The organism is Alloalcanivorax balearicus MACL04 (assembly GCF_025532145.1).
Classification (GTDB): Bacteria; Pseudomonadota; Gammaproteobacteria; order Pseudomonadales; family Alcanivoracaceae; genus Alloalcanivorax; species Alloalcanivorax balearicus.
The window spans coordinates 66,674-90,408 of sequence record NZ_ARXS01000016.1; the positions used below are offsets into that span (position 1 = coordinate 66,674).

The 23,735-nt window shown below is 51.8% G+C and carries 22 protein-coding genes; all 22 read right to left on the reverse strand.

The features are described 5' to 3' along the window. Nucleotides 1–291: 291 nt before the first annotated feature. The 22 genes from MA04_RS14020 to MA04_RS14125 all read right to left on the reverse strand — a co-directional run bounded on the left by MA04_RS14020 (nt 292) and on the right by MA04_RS14125 (nt 23,513). A complete protein-coding gene (locus MA04_RS14020) occupies nt 292–849 on the reverse strand; it encodes a Fic family protein (protein ID WP_394356157.1) in 558 nt (185 codons plus the stop codon). 42 nt (nt 850–891) lie between these two features. Next, nucleotides 892–1,176 (reverse strand): type II toxin-antitoxin system RelE/ParE family toxin, encoded by a 285-nt coding sequence (locus tag MA04_RS14025; protein ID WP_262461080.1) that lies wholly within the window; start codon nt 1,174–1,176, stop codon nt 892–894. Continuing rightward, nucleotides 1,176–1,463 (reverse strand): CopG family ribbon-helix-helix protein, encoded by a 288-nt coding sequence (locus tag MA04_RS14030; protein WP_055100608.1) that lies wholly within the window; start codon nt 1,461–1,463, stop codon nt 1,176–1,178. The genes MA04_RS14025 and MA04_RS14030 overlap by 1 nt, the downstream gene beginning before the upstream one ends. Before the next feature lie 347 nt (nt 1,464–1,810). Continuing rightward, complete coding sequence (locus tag MA04_RS14035; RefSeq protein ID WP_262461082.1) at nt 1,811–2,125, reverse strand: type II toxin-antitoxin system VapC family toxin; 315 nt, start codon at nt 2,123–2,125, stop codon at nt 1,811–1,813. Next, nucleotides 2,125–2,364 (reverse strand): hypothetical protein, encoded by a 240-nt coding sequence (locus tag MA04_RS14040; protein WP_163121296.1) that lies wholly within the window; start codon nt 2,362–2,364, stop codon nt 2,125–2,127. The genes MA04_RS14035 and MA04_RS14040 overlap by 1 nt, the downstream gene beginning before the upstream one ends. A gap of 352 nt (nt 2,365–2,716) precedes the next feature. Beyond that, a complete protein-coding gene (locus MA04_RS14045; protein ID WP_262461084.1) occupies nt 2,717–3,862 on the reverse strand; it encodes an O-antigen ligase family protein in 1,146 nt (381 codons plus the stop codon). A 487-nt stretch (nt 3,863–4,349) separates the two neighbouring features. Then, nucleotides 4,350–5,552: an IS256 family transposase gene (locus MA04_RS14050; RefSeq protein ID WP_262461086.1), complete on the reverse strand. Its 1,203-nt coding sequence runs from the start codon at nt 5,550–5,552 to the stop codon at nt 4,350–4,352. Nucleotides 5,553–5,698: 146 nt separating this feature from the next. Then, the gene (locus MA04_RS14055; protein WP_262461087.1) at nt 5,699–7,081 is read right to left on the reverse strand and encodes a phosphomannomutase/phosphoglucomutase; all 1,383 of its coding nucleotides are present in this window, start codon (nt 7,079–7,081) and stop codon (nt 5,699–5,701) included. 31 nt (nt 7,082–7,112) lie between these two features. Beyond that, nucleotides 7,113–8,720 carry a glucose-6-phosphate isomerase gene (gene pgi / locus MA04_RS14060; protein WP_262461119.1) on the reverse strand — a complete coding sequence of 536 codons (1,608 nt, stop codon included), beginning with the start codon at nt 8,718–8,720 and terminating at the stop codon, nt 7,113–7,115. A gap of 28 nt (nt 8,721–8,748) precedes the next feature. Beyond that, nucleotides 8,749–10,020 carry a UDP-glucose dehydrogenase family protein gene (locus MA04_RS14065; protein ID WP_262461088.1) on the reverse strand — a complete coding sequence of 424 codons (1,272 nt, stop codon included), beginning with the start codon at nt 10,018–10,020 and terminating at the stop codon, nt 8,749–8,751. Continuing rightward, entirely contained in the window at nt 10,021–10,908 is an 888-nt protein-coding gene (gene galU / locus MA04_RS14070) for a UTP--glucose-1-phosphate uridylyltransferase GalU (protein WP_262461089.1), read from the reverse strand. 64 nt (nt 10,909–10,972) lie between these two features. Then, on the reverse strand, nt 10,973–12,139 hold the full coding sequence (locus tag MA04_RS14075; protein WP_262461090.1) for a nucleotide sugar dehydrogenase: 1,167 nt from the start codon (nt 12,137–12,139) through the stop codon (nt 10,973–10,975). Nucleotides 12,140–12,762: 623 nt separating this feature from the next. Further along, a complete protein-coding gene (locus tag MA04_RS14080; RefSeq protein WP_262461091.1) occupies nt 12,763–13,929 on the reverse strand; it encodes a lipopolysaccharide biosynthesis protein in 1,167 nt (388 codons plus the stop codon). 358 nt (nt 13,930–14,287) lie between these two features. Further along, complete coding sequence (locus tag MA04_RS14085) at nt 14,288–15,463, reverse strand: DegT/DnrJ/EryC1/StrS family aminotransferase (protein ID WP_262461092.1); 1,176 nt, start codon at nt 15,461–15,463, stop codon at nt 14,288–14,290. A 55-nt stretch (nt 15,464–15,518) separates the two neighbouring features. After that, complete coding sequence (locus MA04_RS14090) at nt 15,519–16,151, reverse strand: sugar transferase (RefSeq protein ID WP_262461093.1); 633 nt, start codon at nt 16,149–16,151, stop codon at nt 15,519–15,521. Further along, nucleotides 16,138–16,989 carry a sulfotransferase family protein gene (locus MA04_RS14095; RefSeq protein WP_262461095.1) on the reverse strand — a complete coding sequence of 284 codons (852 nt, stop codon included), beginning with the start codon at nt 16,987–16,989 and terminating at the stop codon, nt 16,138–16,140. The genes MA04_RS14090 and MA04_RS14095 overlap by 14 nt, the downstream gene beginning before the upstream one ends. After that, nucleotides 16,982–18,202, reverse strand: coding sequence for a glycosyltransferase family 4 protein (locus MA04_RS14100; protein WP_262461096.1), 1,221 nt, complete (start codon nt 18,200–18,202; stop codon nt 16,982–16,984). The genes MA04_RS14095 and MA04_RS14100 overlap by 8 nt, the downstream gene beginning before the upstream one ends. Further along, the gene (locus MA04_RS14105; RefSeq protein ID WP_262461097.1) at nt 18,199–19,434 is read right to left on the reverse strand and encodes an O-antigen ligase family protein; all 1,236 of its coding nucleotides are present in this window, start codon (nt 19,432–19,434) and stop codon (nt 18,199–18,201) included. Before MA04_RS14105 ends, MA04_RS14100 begins: the two co-directional genes overlap by 4 nt. Further along, nucleotides 19,421–20,530, reverse strand: coding sequence for a glycosyltransferase (locus tag MA04_RS14110; RefSeq protein ID WP_262461098.1), 1,110 nt, complete (start codon nt 20,528–20,530; stop codon nt 19,421–19,423). The genes MA04_RS14105 and MA04_RS14110 overlap by 14 nt, the downstream gene beginning before the upstream one ends. Continuing rightward, nucleotides 20,511–21,455 (reverse strand): sulfotransferase family protein, encoded by a 945-nt coding sequence (locus tag MA04_RS14115; protein WP_262461099.1) that lies wholly within the window; start codon nt 21,453–21,455, stop codon nt 20,511–20,513. Before MA04_RS14115 ends, MA04_RS14110 begins: the two co-directional genes overlap by 20 nt. A gap of 13 nt (nt 21,456–21,468) precedes the next feature. Next, a complete protein-coding gene (locus MA04_RS14120; RefSeq protein WP_262461100.1) occupies nt 21,469–21,993 on the reverse strand; it encodes an acyltransferase in 525 nt (174 codons plus the stop codon). A gap of 89 nt (nt 21,994–22,082) precedes the next feature. Then, nucleotides 22,083–23,513 carry an MBL fold metallo-hydrolase RNA specificity domain-containing protein gene (locus MA04_RS14125; protein WP_262461101.1) on the reverse strand — a complete coding sequence of 477 codons (1,431 nt, stop codon included), beginning with the start codon at nt 23,511–23,513 and terminating at the stop codon, nt 22,083–22,085. Nucleotides 23,514–23,735 lie beyond the last annotated feature (222 nt).

The window sequence follows — 23,735 nt, forward strand, 5'->3', positions numbered from 1 at the left end:
GCTGGCGGATGCGGCCTCCGGTGCCAGGATTCGCTTGCAGGCGGAGCGCCGCCCGGCAATCTTCCCACAGCAGCTCAGAAATCAGCTTTGCGCCGTTTCTCTCGCACCCTCCGGCGTCGCCTTCAACAAACACCAGCACGCCGTCAGCACCCCGAGAAAGCCGGACAACCCGCGCACGTCCCGCAACAGGGACTGCGTCAGCCCGCGACCGTATCAAAGACACCACCGTTGAACTGAATGAGGGGCACCTGAGCGGGTTTCAGCATGATGTACTCAAAATGTTGTTCGGAATCAGTTTGGTTTAGAGGATGCCAATGCAGCGCGGCCTTTTTCCGTTAAGCGGTATTGCTGCAAGCGGCTATTGGGTTTGTCTGGCAGGGTGTATTCAATATAGCCTTCCGACAATGCTGGGCGGAGGTAGAGTTTTTCAAAATTATCACGACCTCGAAGCCCAAGGGTATTCATCATCTCCTTACGGCTCATTGGCACTTGCAACACCGCAATGAGCTTGGCGACTTGCCCTGTGACTTGCCCTCCCACTCTTCCAGCCTCATCCATCGGCATACTCAATCGCACAAACTGGGACACGAAAGTAAACTGCTCCCGAGAGTAGGCTTTAAGAATGCGCGGCATGGAATAGCCGGAAAAGAAATCCTCCTGCTCTTTGCCAGGATGGATAATCGCCGCCGAGGTGAATCGCCCCGGTTTTGTCGGAGGCTCCAAACCTTGAGAGGATGGAGCAATGAGCAAACCAATGAGATACCCCCCAGAGTTCCGGGAGCGGGCTATGCGGATGCTGCTGGAGCAGCAAGATAAATACGACGCCCAGTGGGCAGCGATGAACTCCATCGCGACCAAGGCAGCTTCCCACAGTGTGAGCTACGAAGTCTTCTACTCTTGATCAGGCGGCCACAGGCGCGCTGTATGCACGACGTTCAGCACACGAACCTGGCCTTCCACGACTTCATATACAAACATGTAACTGGGATGGACGACCAACTCTTGAGTACCTGGAGCACGGCCAGGCCGCCCGCCGTCGGGATGATCCAACAGCAACGCGGCCTTGTCGGAAAACAACGCATCAAGCCTCAAGGCCGCCAGCGGATTTCCCGACTCTATGTAATCGTAAATGTCATCACGGTCCTGTATTGCCTCTGGCGTCCAAACCAGCTCCATCACTTCGCCTTCGCCAAGCGAGCGCGAGTTGCGGCACGGCGGGCAGCAAACCTGGCCTCAACATCAGCGTCAGGGATGAGGTTCCCTGCTTCCGCCGAGGCTCGTGATTGCTCCACCTTGGTAATCAGCCAGTCGTCGTAATCCTGTGCTTGCTGCTGCCGCGCCACATAATCACGCATGAAGTCGCGCAGAAGCTGGGCCCCAGTGCGGTCGTGAGCTTTGGCCGCACTGGCGAATTCCGCTTTCAGACCCTCATCGACCCGAAAGGTGAAGGTAGCATCGCTCATGACATTCCTCCCATGTGTTACATATTAAATACAAGGTAACACATTAATCCGTGGCGTCGCTACCTCCTGCCGCGGCCAGCCAACCGTCCCTTCTCTCCCAACCTCCGGCGTCGCCTTCAACAAACACCAACACGCCGTCAGCATCCCGAGAAAGCCGGACAACCCGCGCACATCCCGCAACAGGGACTGCGTCAGCCCCAAGCCGATGAATACCACCAGGTTCTGATAGCCTGAACCCATTATTCCTACTGGGTAAAGGAAGGCCAGGGAGCAGCGAAGGTCCGCTCAGGAAATTAATCCAGAGATGCATTCAGTGAGGATCGAGCAGGGAAAACCGGGAAAAAAACTTACCGAACCAGAATGCTTTCCAGTTCTTCATACAATTTGAATTTGGTATCCGCCGACAATAAACCGGCGTTATGCTCCAATGCTGTTGCCATAATCAGACGATCCTGGGGGTCGCTATGATGCTCCGGCAATCTCACCCCCTTCATGGCTATCGCAGGCGTGATCGGCAGCAGCGAGATACCCGACACCTCAAACAAGCTGATCGCACTGACTCCCACGTCAGTATCGTTGTTAATCACATCATTCCAAACAGGTTTCAGGCGTTCATCACCAGACATCCACCAAAGCCAGACATGGGTATCCAACACTTGCATCAGGGCAAATCCCAATCTGATCCTGAAGCTGTATCAAAGACATCACCTTTGAACTGAATAGGGGGCACCTGAGCAGGTTTGCGCCGGGTAGCCGACGTATTCTCTTGCTGAGCGGCGCCCTCCTCCACGACTTCTTTCGTCAAAATAATGACCTTAACGTGGCGATCCTTCAGTTGCTCAAAGCGCGGCAGGCGAATGAACTCACCTTTGATGTCTGTCTCAAACTCAATCGCATACATTGCCAGATCACTCCTCTTGAGCACGACGCCTTGACAGCGGCGAAACCGGGATTCCAGACCGATCACCACAATACACTGCTCATTAGGGCAGTATCAAGCATGTCCCGGCGGACTCCGGATTGGAGTCCAAATCCAAGGAACCCCTGAAAACCATCATGCCGGACAACAAAGCCACTGTGGGAAGCTGCCTTGGCAGCGAATTACGTTGGCAATTCGCTTGCAAGCAAGCCTCCCACAGCGGCTCCGTGGCGTAATCTGTGGGAGCCAGCCTGCTGGCGAATGCGGCCTCCGGTGCCAGGATTCACTTGCAGGCGGAGCGCCGCCCGGCAAGCTTCCCACAGCAGCTCAGAAATCAGCTTTGCGCCGTTTTTCTCGCACCCTCCGGCGTCGCCTTCAACAAACACCAGCACGCCGTCAGCATCCCGAGAAAGCCGGACAACCCGCGCACATCCCGCAACAAGGACTGCGTCAGCCCGAAACCGATGAACGCCACCACCACGATCACCCCGGACAAGGCCAGCGCCTGCCCCTGAACATCCTTACGCCGTCGCAAGTGTGTAGCGAACAGGACGAGCGGCACGCCGTACAGCAACAATAACGAAACCAGCCCCACCAGACCCCGGCGGGCGGCGGTATCGATCAGGTCGTTGTGGAGCTGGTCGTAACGGCTGATGCCCTTGTCGTAAAGCCCCTCAGCCACCCATTGATCACGGCGCGCTTCCAACCGCCCTTCGCCCCAACCAAGAATGGGCTTCTCACGGAACAACCGGACACCGGCCCGCCACATTTCCAGGCGAATGCCCAGAGAGGAATAGGTATCGCCTTCAGTATATTCCTCCAGATTCTCCACCGCCTGGGCCACACGCTGGGTCACTCCTGCCCTGGGCATGAAGGACGCACTCAGGACCACCACCGCCACCAAGACCGCCAAGGCCACCATGCCACCACGGTGTAACTGCCGCCAGAAAACACCAAACACCAGCAAAATCAGTGCCGGGAAAACAATCCAGCTGCCTCGGGTGCCAGACAGCACGGCGGCGAGCAAACCGGCACCGACGGCCAACGCGTAGAAGCCACGCAACCACCACTCCCCTTTTACAGGCCGCATCCCCAGCCGCGCCAACAGCCCCACCAGCGATAGCGTCGCCAACAACAGCGACACATTGCCGAAGGGAATGGCGTTCATGCCATTATCCGGCCGCCCGCGCCCCAGCACCCAATGCTCGTAGGAAGCAATGCCGCCGGCCAGCAACGCCCCCAGCGCCACTCCAAACCACCAATATCCAGTCTTCGGCGGAAGCCCACGCCAGGCCATTAGCACCAGGGCCGCCAGCACGGGCCACAATGGCAGCAGAATACCCTGGTTCCCTTCGCCTACCGGCCACTTGCCCGTTCGGACCACATCCGCCAACCAAAGCAGGGAGAACAGAAGAAGAGCAGTCAGACAAAGAACATCCCCCCGGCCCAGCCGCAACGAATGCCCCGGTTGAAGCCACACAAACAACAAGCCACACAAGGCCACACCTCCGGCCAGTAAAGGCATCACGGCATAGCTGTAGCGGAAGGTCATCAACAAGGAAAGGAAAGCGAAGAGCAGAAGGCTAGAAAGCGCGGAAAAAAAACGATCCGGCCCAGATGCGGGGGGAAAAGAGGAAACCATCATCACCTGTATTCCTTTATCAGAGCCGATCTTTATCAAACCAGCCCTGGCTAATAAATCCGTCGGTGATTGGACAGAAAGGAAGCAATGCCGTTCCTGCCAGGGGCATGAACAGGTTCACGAAACAGTTAAGAGAGCTGAAAGACCATGATTACAGCAGGTGCAGAAATCATTGAGTAGTCGCGGTCCGTGAACTACCCAACAATAGACTCTATACCTGGCCATAGAAGCGACGGAGAGGCTTGACGTCCACGGATGACCCCGACTTCGTTTCCCGGTAGTGTTCAGAATTCTGTGTCACAGTAATTCCTCGTTAATCATCTGATCACAGATCCAACACGCCGTCGAGTCGGCCTTCAAAGAAGGTCGCCAGTTGGGACAGCGTGATATTCCAGCTCTGGATCGACATCGTCCATTTCTTGCTGGCGTTTTGAACGCCGAGATAAAGCAACTTCAGTAGGCTGTCCTCGTTGGGGAAGCCACCCTTCGTCTTGGTCAGTTTCCGGAACTGGCGGTGCACTGCCTCAATGGAATTCGTCGTGTAGATCACACGGCGAATATCTGGCGGGTACCTGAAGTAGGCAGATAGATTGTCCCACTTCGTTCGCCAGGACTTGATCACAATGGGATACAGGTCGCCCCAGCGATTCTCCAGCTCATCCAGAGCCTGCTCCGCTGCCTCTTTGGAGGTGGCCCGATAGACGCGCTTCAAGTCGACCATAAACGCCTTCTGGTTCTTCGATGCTACGTACTTCAGCGAGTTGCGAACCTGGTGGACGATGCAGAGTTGAACCTCAGTGTCCGGGTAGATGGTGGCGATGGCCTCCGGGAATCCAGTCAACCCATCCACGCTGGCAATCAGGAAATCATCGACACCGCGATTTTTGAGGTCGGTCAGAACAGAGAGCCAGAAGTTGGCTCCCTCGCTTTCGGACAGGTAGAGCCCGAGAATTTCCTTCCTGCCTTCCAGATTGACCGCCAGCACTGTGTAAACCGCCTTGCTCTTATAGCGCCCATTGTCCTTGACCTTATAGTGGATGGCATCGAGCCAGACAAAGGGATACAGACTGTCCAGGGGGCGCTGCTGCCAATCCCTGACCTCGGCTATTATTTTATCGGTAATAGCGCTCAGGGTGGCCGTGGAGACCTTGATGCCGTAAAGATCCTCGACCTGCGTAGAGATATCCCGGTAGCTCATTCCCAGGCCGTACATTGACAGGATCTTGGCCTCGATTTCATCGCTGACCGATGTCTGGTGCTTCTTGATCAGCTGCGGCTCAAAAGTACCGGCGCGATCGCGGGGTGTGTCCAACTCAAAGGGGCCGGCAGTGCTCTTGACCGTCTTACTTGTCTTGCCATTTTTGCGGTTGGGAGCAACGTCATCGGCCAGATGGGAATCCAACTCGGCCTCCAGCGCTGCCTCAGTGAGCTGCTTGATTAGTGGGGTCAGGACACCGTCCTTCCCGGTAATCGCTTTGCCTGATTGCAGGGCCTTCAGGGCGTTGTCAAAATCAAACTTGTCGTTCATAGGTCAATCCTCTCATGTAGAGATTAGTGGATTGACACAGAATTTCTAACACTCCCCGTTTCCCAGCGAGCCGCCTCTAATCCTTGAAGTAATCTTTAGACTCCGGCCAGATAAATAAACTCCCTTGCTCCGAATGCTCATTGATATCACAAGACCTTCAGCCGCCTCATCACATCCACGATGCTGGCCTCGAACAAAGCCCGAATACGATCACAGACCTCTTGTGTCGCCCCTTCATAGCGCGTAACCAGCTTCGGAGAGGTATTGGACACACGGCACAATCCCCAACCATCCTCATAGTCCACACGAATGCCGTCAATGGTGGTGCGTCGGCCATCACCGAAATCACCGTCGGCGATCAACCGCTCCACCACGGCGAATTTGTAATCTTCTGGAACAGGAATGGTAATCTCCGGCGTGCTGGGGCTTTGCGGATAACGGACAAAAAATGCATCAGCGTCTTTCTCCTGCGCGGCCAGGATCTCCGCCAGTCGTGCCGCCGCGTACAGGCCATCATCAAAGCCATACCAGCGCTCGGAGAAAAAGATATGCCCACTCATCTCTCCTGCCAGCGGTGCTCCGGTCTCCTTCATTCGCGCCTTAATTAATGAATGCCCAGTACGCCACATCTCAGGGTCGCCGCCCAGCTCAGTGACCACTTTCGCCAAGTTGCCCGTGCATTTCACATCATAGATGATGCGGCCACCCGGCACGCGGGAGAGCACATCCTCGGCAAAGGCCATCATCAGCCGATCGGGGTAAATCAGCTCGCCTTTGGGGGTCACCACCCCTACCCGATCACCGTCACCATCAAAACCCAGACCCAGATCCGCTCCCGTTTCGGCCACGGTGCGAATCAGATCCACCACGTTTTCCGGCTCACCAGGATCGGGGTGGTGATTGGGGAAGGTGCCATCAATTTCGGTAAAGAGCGGCACCACCGTGCAACCGAGGCGCTCCATCAAACGCGGCGCCAACTCACCGGCAACACCGTTACCGGTGTCCACCACCACTTTCAACGGGCGTTTGAGCGTGACATCAGAGGTGATGCGATCCAGGTACTGTTCACGCAAATCCAGGCTACTCAGCTCGCCCTGCCCGTCGGATAAATCCGCTTGAACAATACGTTGATACAGCCCCTGAATACGATCACCGGAAAGCGTTTGGCCACCGATCACGATCTTGAAGCCGTTATAGTCCGGTGGGTTATGGCTGCCCGTCACCATGACGCCAGAGTTGAGCCCCTCTACCACATGAGTAGCAAAGTACAGTACCGGGGTTGGCACCATGCCCACATCCACCACATCGCAACCGCCTTTACGCAGCCCTTCGATCAGAGCCTGGCTCACCTGTGGCCCGGAGATACGACCATCTCGGGCCACCGCAATGCGCGACTCCCCTGCGGCCAGCGTTTCGGCGGCAATTGCCCGCCCTATTTGACGGGTGATCTCCTCACTCAAGGTTTCCCCGACAATCCCACGGATGTCGTATGCCCGAAAAATAGACGGTTTAAGCTCGATCTCGCTCATTCAATACTCCTAAAGCCCGGCAAGCCGGGCTTTAACTATTCCGTATAAACGTCAGCAGTCCACTGGTGGAGACATCCATTCCTCCATCATCCCCTTCACGGATGGCCTGCAGGGTGCTGGTGGCGATCTTCTTGCCCATCTCCACGCCCCACTGGTCAAAGGGGTTAATGCTCCAAATCACGGCCTGCGTGAATACTTTGTGCTCATAGGCAGCGAGTAGCGCCCCTAAACTATAGGGAGCCAGTTCATCCATCATCAGGGTGGTGCTGGGCTGATTACCCCGGTAGCGCTTATAGAACGGCACCTGCTCATCACTGGGCAGGGCTGCCTCACCAAGAGCCAGCAGACGGGACTGAGCCAGGCAATTAGCCAGTGCCAACTCATGTTGACGCACCAACTCCCCGGCCCCCTCTGAATGCACGTCTTCATGATAGCGCCGCGCCGGGGCTATGAAATCGCAAGTAACGGGTTCCGTCCCTTGGTGGAGAAGCTGATAAAAGGCGTGCTGAGCATTGGGACCAACATCGCCCCAAAGAATCGGGCAGGTTTTCTCGGAGACAGGTTCGCCGTCCCGAGTCACGGATTTGCCGTTGGACTCCATTTCCAACTGTTCAAGATAGGAGGGTAGGTATTTCAACCGGCCATCATAGGGCAAGATCGCATGGCCGTGGATATCCAGAAAGTTCGTATTCCAAACGCCGACCAACGCCATCAGCACTGGTATATTGTCTTCCCAGGGGGCTTCCAGGAAATGCCGGTCCATGAAGTGCGCGCCCGCCAACAGTTCACGGAAGCGTGCCATGCCAACCCGAATGGCCACGGGCAATCCAATCGCTGACCATAGAGAATAACGCCCGCCGACCCAATCCCAAAGACGCAGGCAGTTCCGTTCCTCAATGCCCCATTCGGTTACCTTTTCCACCGCACTGGAAACCGCCAGAAAATGACAACGAATCACCGCCTCATCATCTCCCAGCGCCCGTTGTAACCAGGTGCGAGCCGTGTCGGCGTTATACAGGGTATCCACAGTGGTAAATGACTTGGAGGAAATGATAAACAGCGTCGTTTGAGGCCTGAGTGCCCGGAGTAAATGGGCCACCTGACTACCATCCATGGATGACACAAAGTGAACATTCAGACCATTGGCAGCAGGCTCGGCGAAATCCTCCAATGCGCGACACACCATCAGTGGCCCCAGGTCCGAGCCACCGACACCGATATTGACCACGTCGGTGATCGGTTCACCGGTATAGCCACGCCATTGGCCTGAATGCAGCTGCTCCACGATGCGTGCCATCCGCTCCAGCTCACCGTGAACCAAGGCTTCGACTTCAGTTGGCGCCAACCCGGAGCCGGTCGGCGCCCGTAATGCCCAATGCATGGCGGCCCGGCCTTCCGTGCCATTCACTTCTTCACCAGCGAACAGCCGCGTAATCCAGGCCTTCAGCTCACGGGCATCGGCCAATGAGAACAGCCGTGAAAGCGTGTCGCCATTGAGACGTTGCTTACTCAGATCGAGCAACAACGGCCCTGCCTTGCGATGTAAGCGGGCAAAACGCTGGGGATCATCTACAAACAGATCAGCAAGATGCCGCTGGGCCAGCTCATCCGCATGCGCCTTAAGGTCATTCCATACCATGTGTGTCACCAACAGAATCCGTGTAGAACTACCGGCCTACGCCATAGTAGATAAAGCCGGCCTGGCGAAGATAAGCGGGGTCATAGATATTGCGGCCATCAAGAATAACCGGGCTGCGCATGCCCTGCCTCAAATGATCGAAGTCCGGGCTCCAGTAGGCTTTCCACTCAGTCACCAACATCAGCGCATCGGCATCCTGACTGGCGTCATAAGGCCGCTCACACAGTATCAGGTCTGGACGCTCCCCGTAGCGGTCGCGGAGGGTAGGAAGCGCCTGAGGATCGTGCACCTTGACGATAACCCCCTGCGCCCATAAAGCATTCAGCAAGCGCTCGACCGGTGCGTTGTCGACACGGCCAGTGCCCGGCTTGAAGGCCGCCCCCCAGATCGCCACCACCTTACCCTCCAGGTTACGGTCGTAATGGCCCCAAAGTTTCCGGAACAGCACTTCCTTCTGGCGCTCATTGATTTCTATCACCTGACGAAGCAGCTCCGAGCCCACACCGCTGGTACTCAGTTTCTCCGACAGGTTCAACACGTCTCGTGACAACCCGGGGCCACCGAAGCCACACCCTGCATACAAATACGCTTCTCCGATGCGAGGATCAGACCCCATTCCCTGGCGAACATTTTCGATATCCACCCCCAGGGTCTCCGCCAGGTTGGCCATATCGTTCATATAGCTAACGCGAGTGGCCAACATCCCGGTAATCGCCAACTTGGTGAATTCCGCTTCCCTCGGTCCCATCACTAAAAAGTGATCACTTAAGCGGTTGAAGGGGCGAAATATCTCACGGACCAGTACTTCTGCATCGCGGTCATCGCAACCTAGCAACAAACGAGCGGGTCTCATAAAACTCTGAAGCGCGCCCCCTTCCTGAAGCAGTTCTGGTAGCACTACCACGGGAACCTGAGGACAGAGCAGTTGCAGTTCTTCCGTTGTCCCCACAGGGAAAGGAGACTGGTTAATCACCACCCGCTGTCGCCCTGCCTCCGGAGCACTGACGGTAACCACATGCTCGGCCAACGCCCGCTGATGAGAGTGGACAGCCAGGAATACAGCGCTCACCTCCGGTCTCGGGGGGGCCTTTATATCCCCCACGGATAGACGTCCTTCAGAGATCTGCTCTGCAAATAGCCGATCCAAACCGGGTTCCTGGATATCGAGACGCCCTTTGCCAACGGCGGATTGCCATTCAGCAAGATTCGGCGGACGCAGAGTGATATGGTGTCCGCTGGAGGCCAGGGCCGCTGCCGTCACCAGTGCGCATAGACTGTCGCCGTAGATATCCAGATACATCTAATCCTCTCCGATATCCCGCAACATGGTGCGAAACCCCTCACCCACTTCAGGATGGCGTGCCCCGTAACGAAGCGTGGCTTGTAAATAACCCAACTTATTACCGCAGTCATACGTCTGCCCGATCATGCGGTAGGCTTCCACCGGTTGCTCGTTCATTAAATCAGCAATAGCGTCGGTAAGCTGAATCTCATTTCCTGCCCCTGGCCCGGTGCGTTCAAGCATTTCAAAGATCCGTGCCGGCAGCACGTAGCGCCCCACCACCGACAAGTTGGAGGGGGCCTGATCCGGGTGCGGCTTTTCAACTACACCACTCATTGCAGTGCTATGGCCTGGCTCCGGCGCCTCACCACTCAAGGACACAACGCCATACTGGTCCACCCTCTCACGAGGAACCGCTTCCACCATGATTTGAGAAGCACGGGTCTGGTCGAATCGGCGGATCATACGAGTCAGATCCAAATCGCCATCATTGTCATGATTGTCCACCAACACATCCGGCAGGAGTACCGCGAAAGGGGCATCACCGATCACCTCCTTGGCGCACAGCACCGCATGCCCAAGCCCTAAAGGACGCCCCTGGCGAACGCTGATAACCCTGACGTCCGTTGGTACAATATTGCGCAGCACCTGCAGCAAAGCTTGCTTGTTCTTTTTCTCAAGCTCCGCTTCCAGCTCATAATTAATGTCAAAATAATTCTCGATGGCGGCCTTTGCCGAATGGTTGACCAATACAATCTCACGCACGCCAGCGGCAACGGCTTCGTCCACCACATACTGAATCACCGGCTTGTCAACCACGGTGATCATTTCCTTGGGGATGGACTTGCTAGCCGGCAAGAAACGGGTGCCAAGCCCGGCAACGGGCAATATGGCCTTGCGAATCATCAGGATCTCCAAACGTTATTCAGAACTGGCGAGGTCAACCAAAGGAAGGGCAAAAGAGGTTACGTCAATCACTGCCAAACAGATCACGGGTATAAACTTTATCTTCCACATCGGCCAATTCATCCACCATACGGTTGGTAAGAATGACATCCGATGCCCCTTTAAAGGCCTCCAGGTCACGAATCACTCGCGACCCAAAGAAAGTGTCTTCCTTTAACACGGGCTCGTATACCACTATCTCGACACCTTTGGCCTTAATGCGTTTCATCACACCCTGCATGGCACTGGCTCTGAAGTTGTCGGACCCTGACTTCATGATCAGACGATAGACCCCAACAACCTTGGGGTCTCGGCTCAATACGGATTCCGCAATGAAATCCTTTCGAGTTCTATTAGCGTCAACAATTGCCTGAATGATGTTATTAGGTACATCTTGGTAATTGGCCAGTAGCTGTTTGGTATCCTTTGGCAAACAATAGCCGCCATAACCAAAAGAAGGGTTGTTGTAATGATCGCCAATACGAGGATCCAGTCCGACACCTTCAATGATCTGCTTGGTATCCAAACCGTGTGTTTCAGCGTAACTATCTAGTTCATTGAAGTAAGCAACACGTAGAGCGAGATAAGAATTGGCAAAAAGCTTGATCGCCTCCGCTTCAGTGCTACTAGTTAGGAGTATCGGCACATCCTCTGGGATAGCTCCTTGTTTCAGAAGGCCTGCAAATTCAGCAGCCCGTTCAGACCGTTCACCAACAATGATTCTCGATGGGTAAAGGTTATCATATAAAGCTTTTCCTTCTCTTAGAAACTCCGGAGAGAATATAATGTTTTTTAAACCAAAATCCTCTCTAATCTTCTCTGTATAACCAACCGGGACAGTAGACTTAATAACTATTAGAGCTTTCGGCTTTATTTCAGAAACATCCCTTATTACTGACTCTACGCTAGATGTGTCAAAGAAATTCTCTCTGGGATTGTAATCTGTTGGCGTAGCAATCAAGACAATTTCTGCTTCACCGTATGCCAACTCCTTATCTATCGTCGCCTCAAAGGAAATATCGTCTCTTATCAAAAACCCCCTTATCTCTGCATCATCAATAGGCGAGCGCCTTTCATTCAAAAGAGATACTCGATCAACGTCAATATCTAAGGCCATTACTTTATTATGCTGTGCCAGCAGCATAGCATTAGACAATCCTACATATCCGGTACCAACAACAGTTATATTCATAAAAAAGCCTTCAATGCCTTTTATCTATGAGACGCTAAAATCTTCACCGAAGGATTACGCATTAATCTTTGCAATATCATTACGGCTCTTAAGCATCATTCTGAAACCTATATAATTGTTCACCTGCATCATACGCAGGGCCAGATATTGATAAACGCTTTACGATTCCATCTTGAACCAGCGATCCCGATTCAGGTGCCTCGCGCCACCAAGTCGCATCACACTTATCTGTCCGCCACCTGTCGAGTAATCGAGTGAAGGTATTGATCCACACCGACCAAGATTCGCGACTATGCGCCAGCCGATACCATCGAGGAAAGCTCCATGAGCTCAGGCCCTAGCGCAGCAACCAACTCACTTGAATCACAAACAACTAGCTACCCCACAACGCCCGAGAGCCAAGGCCGTGATCTCGACACGTAACCACACGCTAATCCACCAAATTATTATTCAAACAGCGCATCACTAGGAAGGCATAGACCTAACATACGGACAGCCACTCGGAGAAACATGCCAACCGGACTGCCGCGGCAAATGAGCAGTGTCATCAACCACACTTACGACGATGGTCATACTCGAAGAGGAGGGAGACGGCCACACACGGACCACTACACTTTCAATTGCTACGGCACGACTGAACTTTTCATCCCCATTAGAGCTAACAAATTGGGACCTGGTAAAGTCCAAATGCCCAGGCGACGCCAGACGAACAGCAGTGTCGCCAGGTTTTGTACCACAAGGACGAAGGCCAACGCCAGAGCTGCACCAAAAGCACCGAAAGGAGGAATTAAGACGAAAAAGGCGAGCAGGCCAAGTGCGTTGCAAATTAAAGCGATATTCCTGGCCAGACGTTCATGCCCTGTCATGTTGAGCAGAAAACTAACAGAACCGGTGGAAACGTTCACAGCTTGCGCTATTGCGATGATACGTAATAACCACTCCCCATCTCCGAAGCCTTCACCGAACCAGCCCAAAACCCAGCCGGGAAACAGCAGGCACAATAAAAGCAAAGGCGCCGCAACCACAACACCTAGTAATGCGCCTTGTCGAGCCAATCTACCCAGAGCATCTATTTTCCCCTGACGGTAAAGAGAAGCAAAACGCGGAGGAAAGACGGCATTAAGAACAATAAGGACAAACCCAATCAGTACAGACGTCTGCTGCGATGCCTTAAATAAACCAAGTTCAGCGCTGCTCAGTAACCAGCCGGCAATCATTACACCAAGAACTTGCTGCATAAAGCCAGCAAGATTGATCATAAAAAAAGCACGGGACGTTGCCGTAAACTGCCCTAGAGAAGCCTGAGCCCCCGTCGAGGCCAAAGCCTGATTGGAGCGATCCAACCACCAGGTTTGTCTATGACACCAGCGCCATACCTGATACCCGCCTTGCAAAACCACGAGCCAGGCAGCCACCGCATAAGCATAACCAATAGTAGTCAGACTACTGCCGTCCCCCACTTTCTCCCAAGCCAGAATCAACATCCCGGCCACAAGGGCTACGGAACCGTTTTCCAACAAGCAGGCGGTGGCCGGCTTCCGGATCCCCTTAAAAAAACCTGAGAGCAAGAAGCCAAATGCATGAGCGGGGACCGCTAAGGTAATACCCGCCAAGACACCAGCAAGACCAGTGGCGTCAAAGAGGGTTTCAAACCAAGGCCGTCCGGCCCACAAGATCGTTGCCGCAACTAAACTGATTAACAGGCATCGTATTGCCGCCCAGCGTAGATAGCGTAAAACAAAAGGGGAATCGTGATCCTGGCCCACATAACGCATCAGAGCATGGTCCATTCCAGTCCGGGAGAGCAGTCCAGCCCCCAGCAGAAAACCTTGAGCGAGAGCGTAAACACCAACCCCCGACGGACCATACAAGCGACCGATAACCAGCGCGAGAGCCAAGGCCCCGAGAGCGGCTATAGCCCGAGCAATAAAAGTACGTATCAACGCCTGCCCCATCTCTCCACGGAGACGGTCTGACAAATCAGCCGATAAACGGCGAACACGACTCAACTCATAACTCCATACATAGTAGGCAAAATCACGGTACGTGAACCTCTCCTACACTAGGGCCGCAAACATCGCTGTAGGAATAGTCCTCTTCATCAAAGAAAGGATTGCGATACCGACCTAATTTCTCGGCAACTCACCGTTAAGTCCATGTTTCCGCCATCACCTCCCGCAGCACCTCGCATGTCTTACCGATATGTGCCTGCTCCAGGGTAGGATGCACCAGGAACATTAAGCTGGTCTCCCCCAGCTCTTTCGCCACCGGCAAACGCTCTTTCGGCCCCAAGCCGAGATCCTGGAAGCACTTCTCCAGGTAGACTTCAGAACAGGAGCCTGAGAAACAAGGCACACCACGAGCGACCATTTCGTTCATGATACGATCACGATCCCAGCCCTGGGCCAGTTTCTCCGGCTGCACAAACACGTAGCATTTGTAACCGGCATGCCCTACTTCGGTGGGAATCTCCGGCACACGCAAGGCTGGGATCTCACTAGCGGTTTGCCAGATCGCCCGGGAATGGGTCAGACGTTGGCGAGTCCACTCCGGCATACGCTTCAGCTGAATCCGCCCAATGGCCGCCTGCATTTCCATCATCCGCCAATTGGTGCCCACGCTCTCATGCAGCCAGCGGAAGCCCGGTGGATGGTCACGCTCATACACCGCATCCCAGCTTTTGCCATGATCCTTGAAACTCCACATGCGGGACCAAAGGTCGCGGTCATTCACGGTGACCATGCCGCCCTCTCCGCCCGTGGTCATGATCTTGTCCTGGCAGAAGGACCAGCAACCCACATGGCCCAAGCCACCCACCGGACGCCCTTTCCAAGTAGCGCCATGGGCCTGGGCGCAATCCTCAATAACATAGAAGCCGTGTTCATCAGCCAGGGCCATCATGGCGTCCATATCGCTGGGCCAGCCGGCCAGGTGCACACAGATAACGGCCTTGGTGCGTGGTGTTACCACCTTGGCAACGGTCTCAGCAGTGATGTTCTGAGTGTCCGGATCCACATCGGCAAATACCGGTGTCGCCCCGGCATTGATCACCGTGGTGGCGGAGGCCAGGAAAGTACGTGGCGTCACCACCACTTCATCGCCAGGCCCAATGCCCAGCCCTTGCAGCGCCAGATCCAGCGCCACAGTGCCATTGGCCACAGCAATGGCGTATTCCGTACCGGCAAAGGCAGCGAACTCTTTCTCGAATTCGCGGCATTCTTGCCCGGTCCAGTAGTTCACTTTGTTGGACAGCAGCACGCGTTGTACTGCCTCCGCTTCCTCCTGGGTAAAGGAAGGCCAGGGGGGGAAAGGTCCATTCAACATGATCAGCCCTCAGCGCATGCTCTATATGTGTCTATGAGCATCTTGAAAAAAAATTTCAACCAAAGACGGTTTGCAAGATATAGCGAATATCGCCCCAGAACGTCCAATCACGGATATACTGAAGATTCACTTGAACTTTATCGGGATAGATCACTTCTCGATTGTAACGCTCTGGTTCTGGTTGAGATGCGAGAATCTCTTCCTCATTTCGATATTTCAAAGTGGCCGGCCCGGTAATACCCGGTCTGATTGATAGAACAGCTTGCTCAACGCCAACCAGGGTGTCTGCATATCCCGGCACATCGGGACGCGGGCCCACGAAACTCATTTGCCCAAGCAACACATTCCATAGCTGTGGAAGCTCATCTATTTTGGTTTTTCTGAAAAAGCGGCCTAGCGGTGTGATACGAGGATCGCCTGAGCGAGTAACCGTAGTGGTTGTCATCGTATCTGGACGCATAGTCTTAATCTTAACCACTTTGAACGCTCGCCCGCCTTTGCCGACGCGCTGTTGGACGAAAAAGCCGTTGCTCCGGGTGTCCAAGCAGGCAGCCATGAATGCAATCGCGATAAGCCACCAGACGCACAGCAACCCTAACAAGGCCAGAATAAAATCAAAAATACGTTTAACGAGAGATTGAGAAAGCGAAAGGGATGGAGCATCCACCATAGTATTAGAGGTATCCATGGCGCTTCAACGTCTCCCCCGTTAAGGCTTCGAGCTTCGCAACTTCCTCATCTCCCAACGCTTTTCGGCCCTTACCGAGACTCCCATTAGACACTCGTTTTACTGCAGCCTGAACTTCTTCTAGTGATGCGGTGTAGTTCAAAAAAACAAGGATACGTTGAAGTTCCGGGACCGGATTGGACACGAAATCCTCATAACGAATACGAATGACTCTTTCTGGGGCGATTTCCCCTAAATCCCTGTCTGCTTTATCAACACAGCGTTGCCATTGTAATGCGCAAACTTCATTCAAAGTGTGCTTCTGTAAAATCTCTTCCATGTTATCCAGTTTCGGCCCCCAGAAAGCGAGGCGTTTTTCCTTGGAAAACAGCCGGTAAATACGACTCCAAAAATATCTCAGCCCGTAATACGGCAAATCCGTAACAGGTACAAACCGCACCTTCTCCATGATATACGGAATATCTAACCTCGCAGTCCAACGCTGCTTGGCCGAGCCGGTGGCATCAATGCCATCACGGTAGATATAGATGTACTTCGCGCCAGGCAGGACTCGATCCACAAACGGCACTCTCAGGCAACTGGCACAAGTCTTCTCAACGACGATATCTAAATCCTGGGTCCGGCGAATATCGTCAAAACGAGCCCGAATGTATGCAGACACTCCCGGGGTAGCTCGATCAGGAGGAATTTCATCGGACGGATAACGAACATTACCGTGTCGCCAAATGTAGTTAATTTCATCGCATGGCCAAGTTCCGACTTTATCGAAAGACGTTAAAACATCTCTCAGCATGTTGGTTCCTGATCTCGGAGCACCAACAATAACCACATCAAGCATTATTTCTCCTGGATATAAGACTGGATAATAGCTCATTATAACGGCCAGCAATCAATTTGAAGTCGTGGTTCTGATCAAAGAACTCGCGGCCTTTCTTTCCCATATCCCGTGCAAGCTCAGGGTTCTCTTTCAAATTCAAAATTGCCTCGCCAAGCTGCTCAGGTGTACCTGATCGAATAGTCACTCCACAGCCGGCCATTTGGACCGGATCATAATTAGTAATATAGCTCGCCACTATTGGTTTAGCCGCATACATATACTCAAAAATCTTATTACAGGATATACCATAGAGGTTCGCCTTAACCTCCTTCAACCCAACATAGCACGCATCAAATCGCTCTAACTCTTCGACCACTTTGTCTTTGCTAACCTTCCCCGTGAAGGAAATATTTTCAAGACCATATTGGAAGGCCAAATTTTTTAACTTCCCAAGATCTTCACCACCACCAACAATTCTGAAGTGCACATCTTGGTGATCTTTAAGGACTCTTGCCGCACCAATCAAATTATCTATGCAGTAATAGGAGCTAAGGGCGCCAACATATCCAATCACAAAAGGAGCGTTCTGATCTCTATTTTTTTCTAGCTGAACATTTCGACTAGGCAAAAAGCCATTAGGAATGTAATGAAACCGACTCTCACTCACACCATACCTTTCACCAAAATACTTTCCATCACCAGGCTTAACAGAAACAATAGCATTCGCATTACGCACTGCATAACGTTCCGCGAAAGAAACCAGTCGAATATAGGGGTGACTATCCGACGCCCCACTCAATTCCTGAATTACGAGAGGCCAAAGATCCCGAACCTCATAAATAAAAGGAACCCCAAGGACATTCGCACACCGTCTAGCCGCAAACACCACAAACGGGTGCGGTGAAGACGCAATTACAGCATCATACTTTTCTTTTCTTGCTAACTGCGGCAACAAAAAAAAAGATTTCAAAGAAAACCAAGCCTGATTAATAATTTGAGACATACGCCCCGAATACTTATTCGTTTTCAGCCAGACATACTCTATTCCGTCTATTTCTTCCACTGAGTAAGAAGAGTTAACCTCTGGAAAGTTGAAAAATTTATGAAAATACGAGGATGAGGCTATAGACACATCCACCCCCATCGATTTTAGGGCTGTCCCCAAATAGTACCATCTCATATTAGGGCCATGATAAGGCGAACCGCCTCCATGGGATATAATCAATATCTTCACCAGGCACTCCGATAAGGGTTGCTTCCTATTTTGGATGCAGTGGCAGTAGAGCGCTGTCTTATAATTGACTCAGCAAGAACCATTGAAACAACAAACAGAAATGCTGTTTTCAAATTAGTAACGAACATACTAGGCCAAGCCGCAATTAAGCCAACCATAGTGACAACCATGAAACTCAAGACCAAAAATCTGTCTGCGCCTCTGATATGTGAGTAATTCCTTAACGCCTCATACATCATAAAGAGAATAAACGATATATATACTAAAAAGAAAACAACCCCATAGACCAAAAACATAAAAACATACTCATTATCCATAGCTCCAGCGTATTCGCCAAAATAGCTTTTACCAAAGCCAGACAAAAACCAATATGGTTCCTTAATAGCCATATCAAAGAGATAAGACCATTTTTCAATTCGAGACACATAAGAGTTCGAATCAAGCCCTTCGGTGAAAACCTTTGACAAGTATCCGAACTCCATAACTTTCATAAAAATATATAGAGTGAAAAAAGCAGCTAACGGAGCTTGCCATAGCAGCGAAATAATCTTAATGCGCCCCCTAAACTGAAGGGCGTATGTCAAAAGCACACCGAACAGGAAAACAACAAAAGCCGTTTTCGATTGTGCATAGAAAATAACAACGATGGCAGAAATCAAAGACAGCCATTTAGCGGCCTTCCCCAACTTAGAGTCTTTCTTATAAAAAGAGGCGCTGATAACAAACAACGATGCTATCGCCACAGAAAGTGCATTTTGTGCGGGGCCACTAGATATCCCTGTTGCTCTATTGTCTAAAGCTAAAGAGCGCTCCAAGTGGCCTTCCACGCCATATAATAAGTTTATTGGCGACACCAAGTCTGGGTTCACTATCTGCAAATATGAAACTAATGCACTAACAATCACATATGCAAGGCACGCAGACATTACTGAAACCAAGACATTATTATTTTTGGAGTGCAAATCCATCAAAACCACAAGAGACAAAACAAAAAGACAAAACCACCTAAAAGGCTCCACAAGGTTCTCAATATATACAGAGTCGGCAATAGACCTTAGCAAAGCAGAAACACTAACCAAGAAAAATAAAATCAATATAAACAAAGTTGGCCGATCAATCCTAATGCGACTGGATATAACAATCCGAGGAAGGCATAGGAAAAGCAAGCCGACATAATAAACATAGGCATATTTAGAAGGGAACAAAAAGACCCAGAAGCTAATTGCAATCATAAATCCTTATACATTCCTTATAAGCCTGAATCATAATACTCGTAGTATGACCAATTTCGTAGTTATCTTTCACGAATGCGCGACCAGCTTTCCCCATACAAAACCTGGCATCTTGCTTAGAATCCATCATTTTAATTAATTTTCTTGATAGCGCGTCTGCGTTTTCTGATTCGACAATATAGCCGGTTAGACCATCTGCCACAACTTCAGGCAACCCCCCTACATTACTCACAATAACAGGGACTTCACATGCCGACGCTTCTAATACAGCAACACCAAAGCTTTCACTTCTACTAACTGCAACATACACATCCAGATCATTCAGTGCGGCTGGCACTTGTTCTTGCTCCAGCCTTCCAAGAAATTTGACATCATCTTTCTTCAAACCCAACTCATTACATAGCCTTTTCAACTCTGCGAGCTGACTTCCCCCTCCAGCTATTCTCAGCTCCAGATTCATATGAGGACGCTGACTTTTAGCAAGGGAAAAAGCTTTTATTAATACATCCATTCCATATACAAACTCAAGCTTCTTCACAGTTCCCACAACGAATTGATCTTCCTTCATGTCCTCTTTGCTTTTTTTATATACATCAATATCAACACCAAATGGTGTGATTAATACCTTCTTAGTTGGACAAAGCCGTTTTACCACATGCCCCATATCATGACTTGTTGAGCCAACGGCTGACGCATATCGTAGGTTCCCTTTAACAAGCCATTTCCAAAACCGCCCTCGTCCGGGGACGCGATATACATCACTTCCCCATACAGACAACAAGTAGGGAACATACTTTTTAACAGAAGCCAAACGCGCCAACAAACCATACCCTGAGGCATAGTGCGCATTAATAATATCTGGTTTATGTTTCTTTACTAAAGCACGAAGCTGACCAGCATTGCGGACATAACCTAACCCTCCCCTATGCTTTAATCTAACATACTTAACTGTATCTTCAATTTCTGGCGATCGATCCTCCTTGCTAACTAAGACAACGTCGATTCCCGACCTAGATATTTCATTGACCCATTTAATAGTATGCCCTACTGTGGCATTAGCCAAAAACATCACTTTTTTAGGAAACATCGTATCCATAGCTCTTTAGCAATCTCCCCATTCTTTTTTCAGAGTAAAGCATCTCTTCCTTAGTAATTCTCTTTCTCCATGCATCTTTTCTACCTTCCATAATTTTTCCTGACTCAGCATTTCTGTGATGTTTCGCCCCCATATCACCGTAGTTCATATTGACTCGATTCTCGGGAACAGTTTCTTCTAATTCTAAAAACTCCACCATTACAGACAAGCAAGCATCAGTTTCAGACACGAGATTCTCATATTTTATAGTTATAAAACGATCTTGTCGTTTTGCTTTAAAATTCTCGATCTTCTTATTTGCATCTATCCATCTATCCACTGCATCCTGATAATTATAGTTCAGAGATTCTCTATAAGATAATGCGCTTGCTCTACCATCTCGAATCAGATGTATATACTTAGCATTTGGAAACATCCGATCAATTCGTCCTACATGGAAAGCATTCCACGGAGTTTTATCCCCATACTTAGTGCTTCCTGGCATGTTCTTTTCCATATATTCTTTGTATAGTGCCCTTACTACCGATGCCAAAGACTTAGATTCAGATTCCTTACATCTTTCAATAATATCGCTAAACCTAACCCCCAACTCATCCCATCTTGACTCTTCTTCCACAACCCCTGGAGTCTTTTCGCATTGAAACTTAAACTCCTCAATTATATTGAAACAAAAATCTTCCCACGAACACTTACGCATACGATCATACAATCTTACAATATTCCCCAACCCTGGCAGCTCTGGAGGAATTGCGGTTAGTGTATTTTCGCATATCATTTTTCTTAACAGCGTGTTTCCAGATCTCCCTGCCCCTACAATAAAAAAAGGGGCATCTTCCGAGTCAGAAATACTATATTTATCTCTCCACAACGCCGCACCAGGACTCCTCATCTTATCGATTGATCTGACCATCATTTCCGGAGCCATTCTTCGAAACCTATTAAACTTCATTCTCGCCCACCACACTAGACCTTAACTCAGGCTCAATTAATTCTTCATTAATCCTTATGAGCTTTGCTGGCACACCTGCATATATAGCTCGATCGGGGACATCACTAACCACCACTGAATTTGCACCAATTATGGCATGATCCCCTATTTTCACTCCATGCCTTATGAAAACATTATTTCCTATCCATACATAATCCCCAATTATTATATCTCCGTGCACCCTTAGGTTCTCTTCATTAAAGTCGCTAGCCGTTGGGACTCTAAAGTCATGGGATCTAGCTCGAATACTAACATTGCTCCCAATCGCACAATATCTCCCAATAACGACGCTTGCCTCACCGGAGGCCACCTCTCCCGACCTAATATAAGAGCCTTTGTCTATAGTTATATTTTTCTTATCTAAAACAACTTCACCCAAGGACACACTTCTATGTATATTAAGAATTCTCTTATAGTATTTTGAATACGCTTTTCTCTTAACTCTATCCATTAACTTAAATATATAATACAGCACTTAGCCAACCTCCATATCAATAACCAATAGTCAGCACCGCCTTATAAAAGCCATTATTTAAAATAGTGAAATTTGACCAAGCATTAGTTTTAGATAGGGATTTCAATTTCAGACGTTAGATCTCGCCTCCGGTATTGTTGGGTAAGAGCATTTCGCAATTGCCGCTTCGCGTGAGTACTACCATGCACAATACGGATAATCCTTGGCCTTTTCCGTATGCTGCGAACGAATCGCACCAGCCCTCGCTGGTCGGCATGGGCGGAGTAGCCCCCCAGGTTGTCCACGCCTGCCTGGATGGCGTGGGTTTCTCCGTCCAGGGTTACAGTGCCGCCCTGCCCTTCCCGTTGTATCTGTCGCCCCGGTGTGCCTTTGCCTTGGTAGCCCACGAACAGCACATTATGCCTCGGATCGTGCAGCATCGCCTTCAGGTAGTTGACGATGCGGCCACCGGTGCACATGCCACTGCCGGAGATCACCACGGCGGGGCGGGCGCTGTCCACCAGGTGGCGGACCATTCTCAGGTGGGCGTCGTGGTCGTCCACCGTGAGCAGTTGTTTAAAGCCCAGGGGCTTGCGGCCCTTGGTGATCCGCTTGAGCGCTTCCTGCTCCCAGTAGGGCCTCAGTTCCCGGTAGGCCCTGGTGAAGCGGCTGGCCAGCGGGGAGTCCAGAATCACCGGTAGTTCCTTCCAGGGCAGAGCGTTGTGCACTCTGCTCTTTTGGTTGCGGTGGAGGATGTCCTCCAGTTCGTACAACAGTTCCTGAGTGCGGCCGATGCTGAAGGCCGGGATCAGGACGGTGCCCCGGTCCTGCAGGGCGCGGGCCAGTACCCGTTGCAGCCGCTGCTGGCGTTCCTTCCTGTCTTCGTGGTTGCGATCCCCGTAGGTGCTTTCGATCACCAGGGTGTCGCAGCCGTGGGGCGGTTTGGGTGCCGGCAACATGGGGGCGTGCGGTGCGCCCAGGTCGCCGGAGAACACCACCCGGTGCCGGCCCGGCGGCCCTTTTACGTCGCATTCCACGTAGGCGGAGCCGAGGATGTGCCCTGCTCGTCTCAGCCTTATTCGTATCTGGCCGTGGCCGGCGTCCAGGGCGGTGTGCCATTGGTCGTAGGGCAGCGGCACCAGGCGCCGTTTGATCACCCGCAGGTAGCGGTCGATGTCGTCTGGCCGGCGGCTGAAGCCCAGTTTGAAGGCGTCCTCCAGGACAATGGGCAGCAGCTTCGCCGAGGGTTGGCTGCAGAGGATCGGGCCTTTGAAGCCCGCCGCCAGCAGCCAGGGTATTCGGCCCACGTGGTCTATGTGCACGTGGGTGATTACCAGGGCCTTGATTTGAGCCACCGGGAAGTCGATGGTCAGGTCGTCGGCGTTGGCGCCGCCGGGGCCCTGGTCGCGGCCTTGGAACAGGCCGCAGTCCACCAGCAGGCTGTGCTGGTGGTCCAAACACAGTTCGTGGGCGGATCCGGTGACGCCGTCGACGGCGCCGTGGTGGCGGATTACCGGCCAGCGGGTGCTGGATTGGTGCATTGTGGTTCCCCCCTTCCTTGGTGTTGCCTTTTTTATGTTTTTTTGTCCGTTCTCCCTGTTGGGGAGAACGGATTCGCCAGCAAGCTAGCTCCCACAGCGGCGATGTAGAGAGCGGGTTCGCCAGCAGGCTGGCTCCTACAGCGGCGATGTAGAGAGCGGGGTCGCTGGCAAGCCCGCTCCTACAGCGGCGGTGTAGAGGGCGCTTTATTCCGAGAATTGGGC

What these genes read in the sequence shown, in the direction of transcription:
- MA04_RS14020 (WP_394356157.1), bottom strand. Translation starts at nt 849, where the DNA reads ATGGAGTTCATCGCTGCCCACTGGGCGTCGTATTTATCTTGCTGCTCC.
- MA04_RS14025 (WP_262461080.1), bottom strand. Translation starts at nt 1,176, where the DNA reads ATGGAGCTGGTTTGGACGCCAGAGGCAATACAGGACCGTGATGACATT.
- MA04_RS14030 (WP_055100608.1), bottom strand. Translation starts at nt 1,463, where the DNA reads ATGAGCGATGCTACCTTCACCTTTCGGGTCGATGAGGGTCTGAAAGCG.
- MA04_RS14035 (WP_262461082.1), bottom strand. Translation starts at nt 2,125, where the DNA reads ATGCAAGTGTTGGATACCCATGTCTGGCTTTGGTGGATGTCTGGTGAT.
- MA04_RS14040 (WP_163121296.1), bottom strand. Translation starts at nt 2,364, where the DNA reads ATGTATGCGATTGAGTTTGAGACAGACATCAAAGGTGAGTTCATTCGC.
- MA04_RS14050 (WP_262461086.1), bottom strand. Translation starts at nt 5,552, where the DNA reads ATGAACGACAAGTTTGATTTTGACAACGCCCTGAAGGCCCTGCAATCA.
- MA04_RS14055 (WP_262461087.1), bottom strand. Translation starts at nt 7,081, where the DNA reads ATGAGCGAGATCGAGCTTAAACCGTCTATTTTTCGGGCATACGACATC.
- pgi (WP_262461119.1), bottom strand. Translation starts at nt 8,720, where the DNA reads ATGGTATGGAATGACCTTAAGGCGCATGCGGATGAGCTGGCCCAGCGG.
- MA04_RS14065 (WP_262461088.1), bottom strand. Translation starts at nt 10,020, where the DNA reads ATGTATCTGGATATCTACGGCGACAGTCTATGCGCACTGGTGACGGCA.
- galU (WP_262461089.1), bottom strand. Translation starts at nt 10,908, where the DNA reads ATGATTCGCAAGGCCATATTGCCCGTTGCCGGGCTTGGCACCCGTTTC.
- MA04_RS14075 (WP_262461090.1), bottom strand. Translation starts at nt 12,139, where the DNA reads ATGAATATAACTGTTGTTGGTACCGGATATGTAGGATTGTCTAATGCT.
- MA04_RS14080 (WP_262461091.1), bottom strand. Translation starts at nt 13,929, where the DNA reads ATGGACCATGCTCTGATGCGTTATGTGGGCCAGGATCACGATTCCCCT.
- MA04_RS14085 (WP_262461092.1), bottom strand. Translation starts at nt 15,463, where the DNA reads ATGTTGAATGGACCTTTCCCCCCCTGGCCTTCCTTTACCCAGGAGGAA.
- MA04_RS14090 (WP_262461093.1), bottom strand. Translation starts at nt 16,151, where the DNA reads ATGGATACCTCTAATACTATGGTGGATGCTCCATCCCTTTCGCTTTCT.
- MA04_RS14095 (WP_262461095.1), bottom strand. Translation starts at nt 16,989, where the DNA reads ATGCTTGATGTGGTTATTGTTGGTGCTCCGAGATCAGGAACCAACATG.
- MA04_RS14105 (WP_262461097.1), bottom strand. Translation starts at nt 19,434, where the DNA reads ATGATTGCAATTAGCTTCTGGGTCTTTTTGTTCCCTTCTAAATATGCC.
- MA04_RS14110 (WP_262461098.1), bottom strand. Translation starts at nt 20,530, where the DNA reads ATGGATACGATGTTTCCTAAAAAAGTGATGTTTTTGGCTAATGCCACA.
- MA04_RS14115 (WP_262461099.1), bottom strand. Translation starts at nt 21,455, where the DNA reads ATGGCTCCGGAAATGATGGTCAGATCAATCGATAAGATGAGGAGTCCT.
- MA04_RS14125 (WP_262461101.1), bottom strand. Translation starts at nt 23,513, where the DNA reads ATGCACCAATCCAGCACCCGCTGGCCGGTAATCCGCCACCACGGCGCC.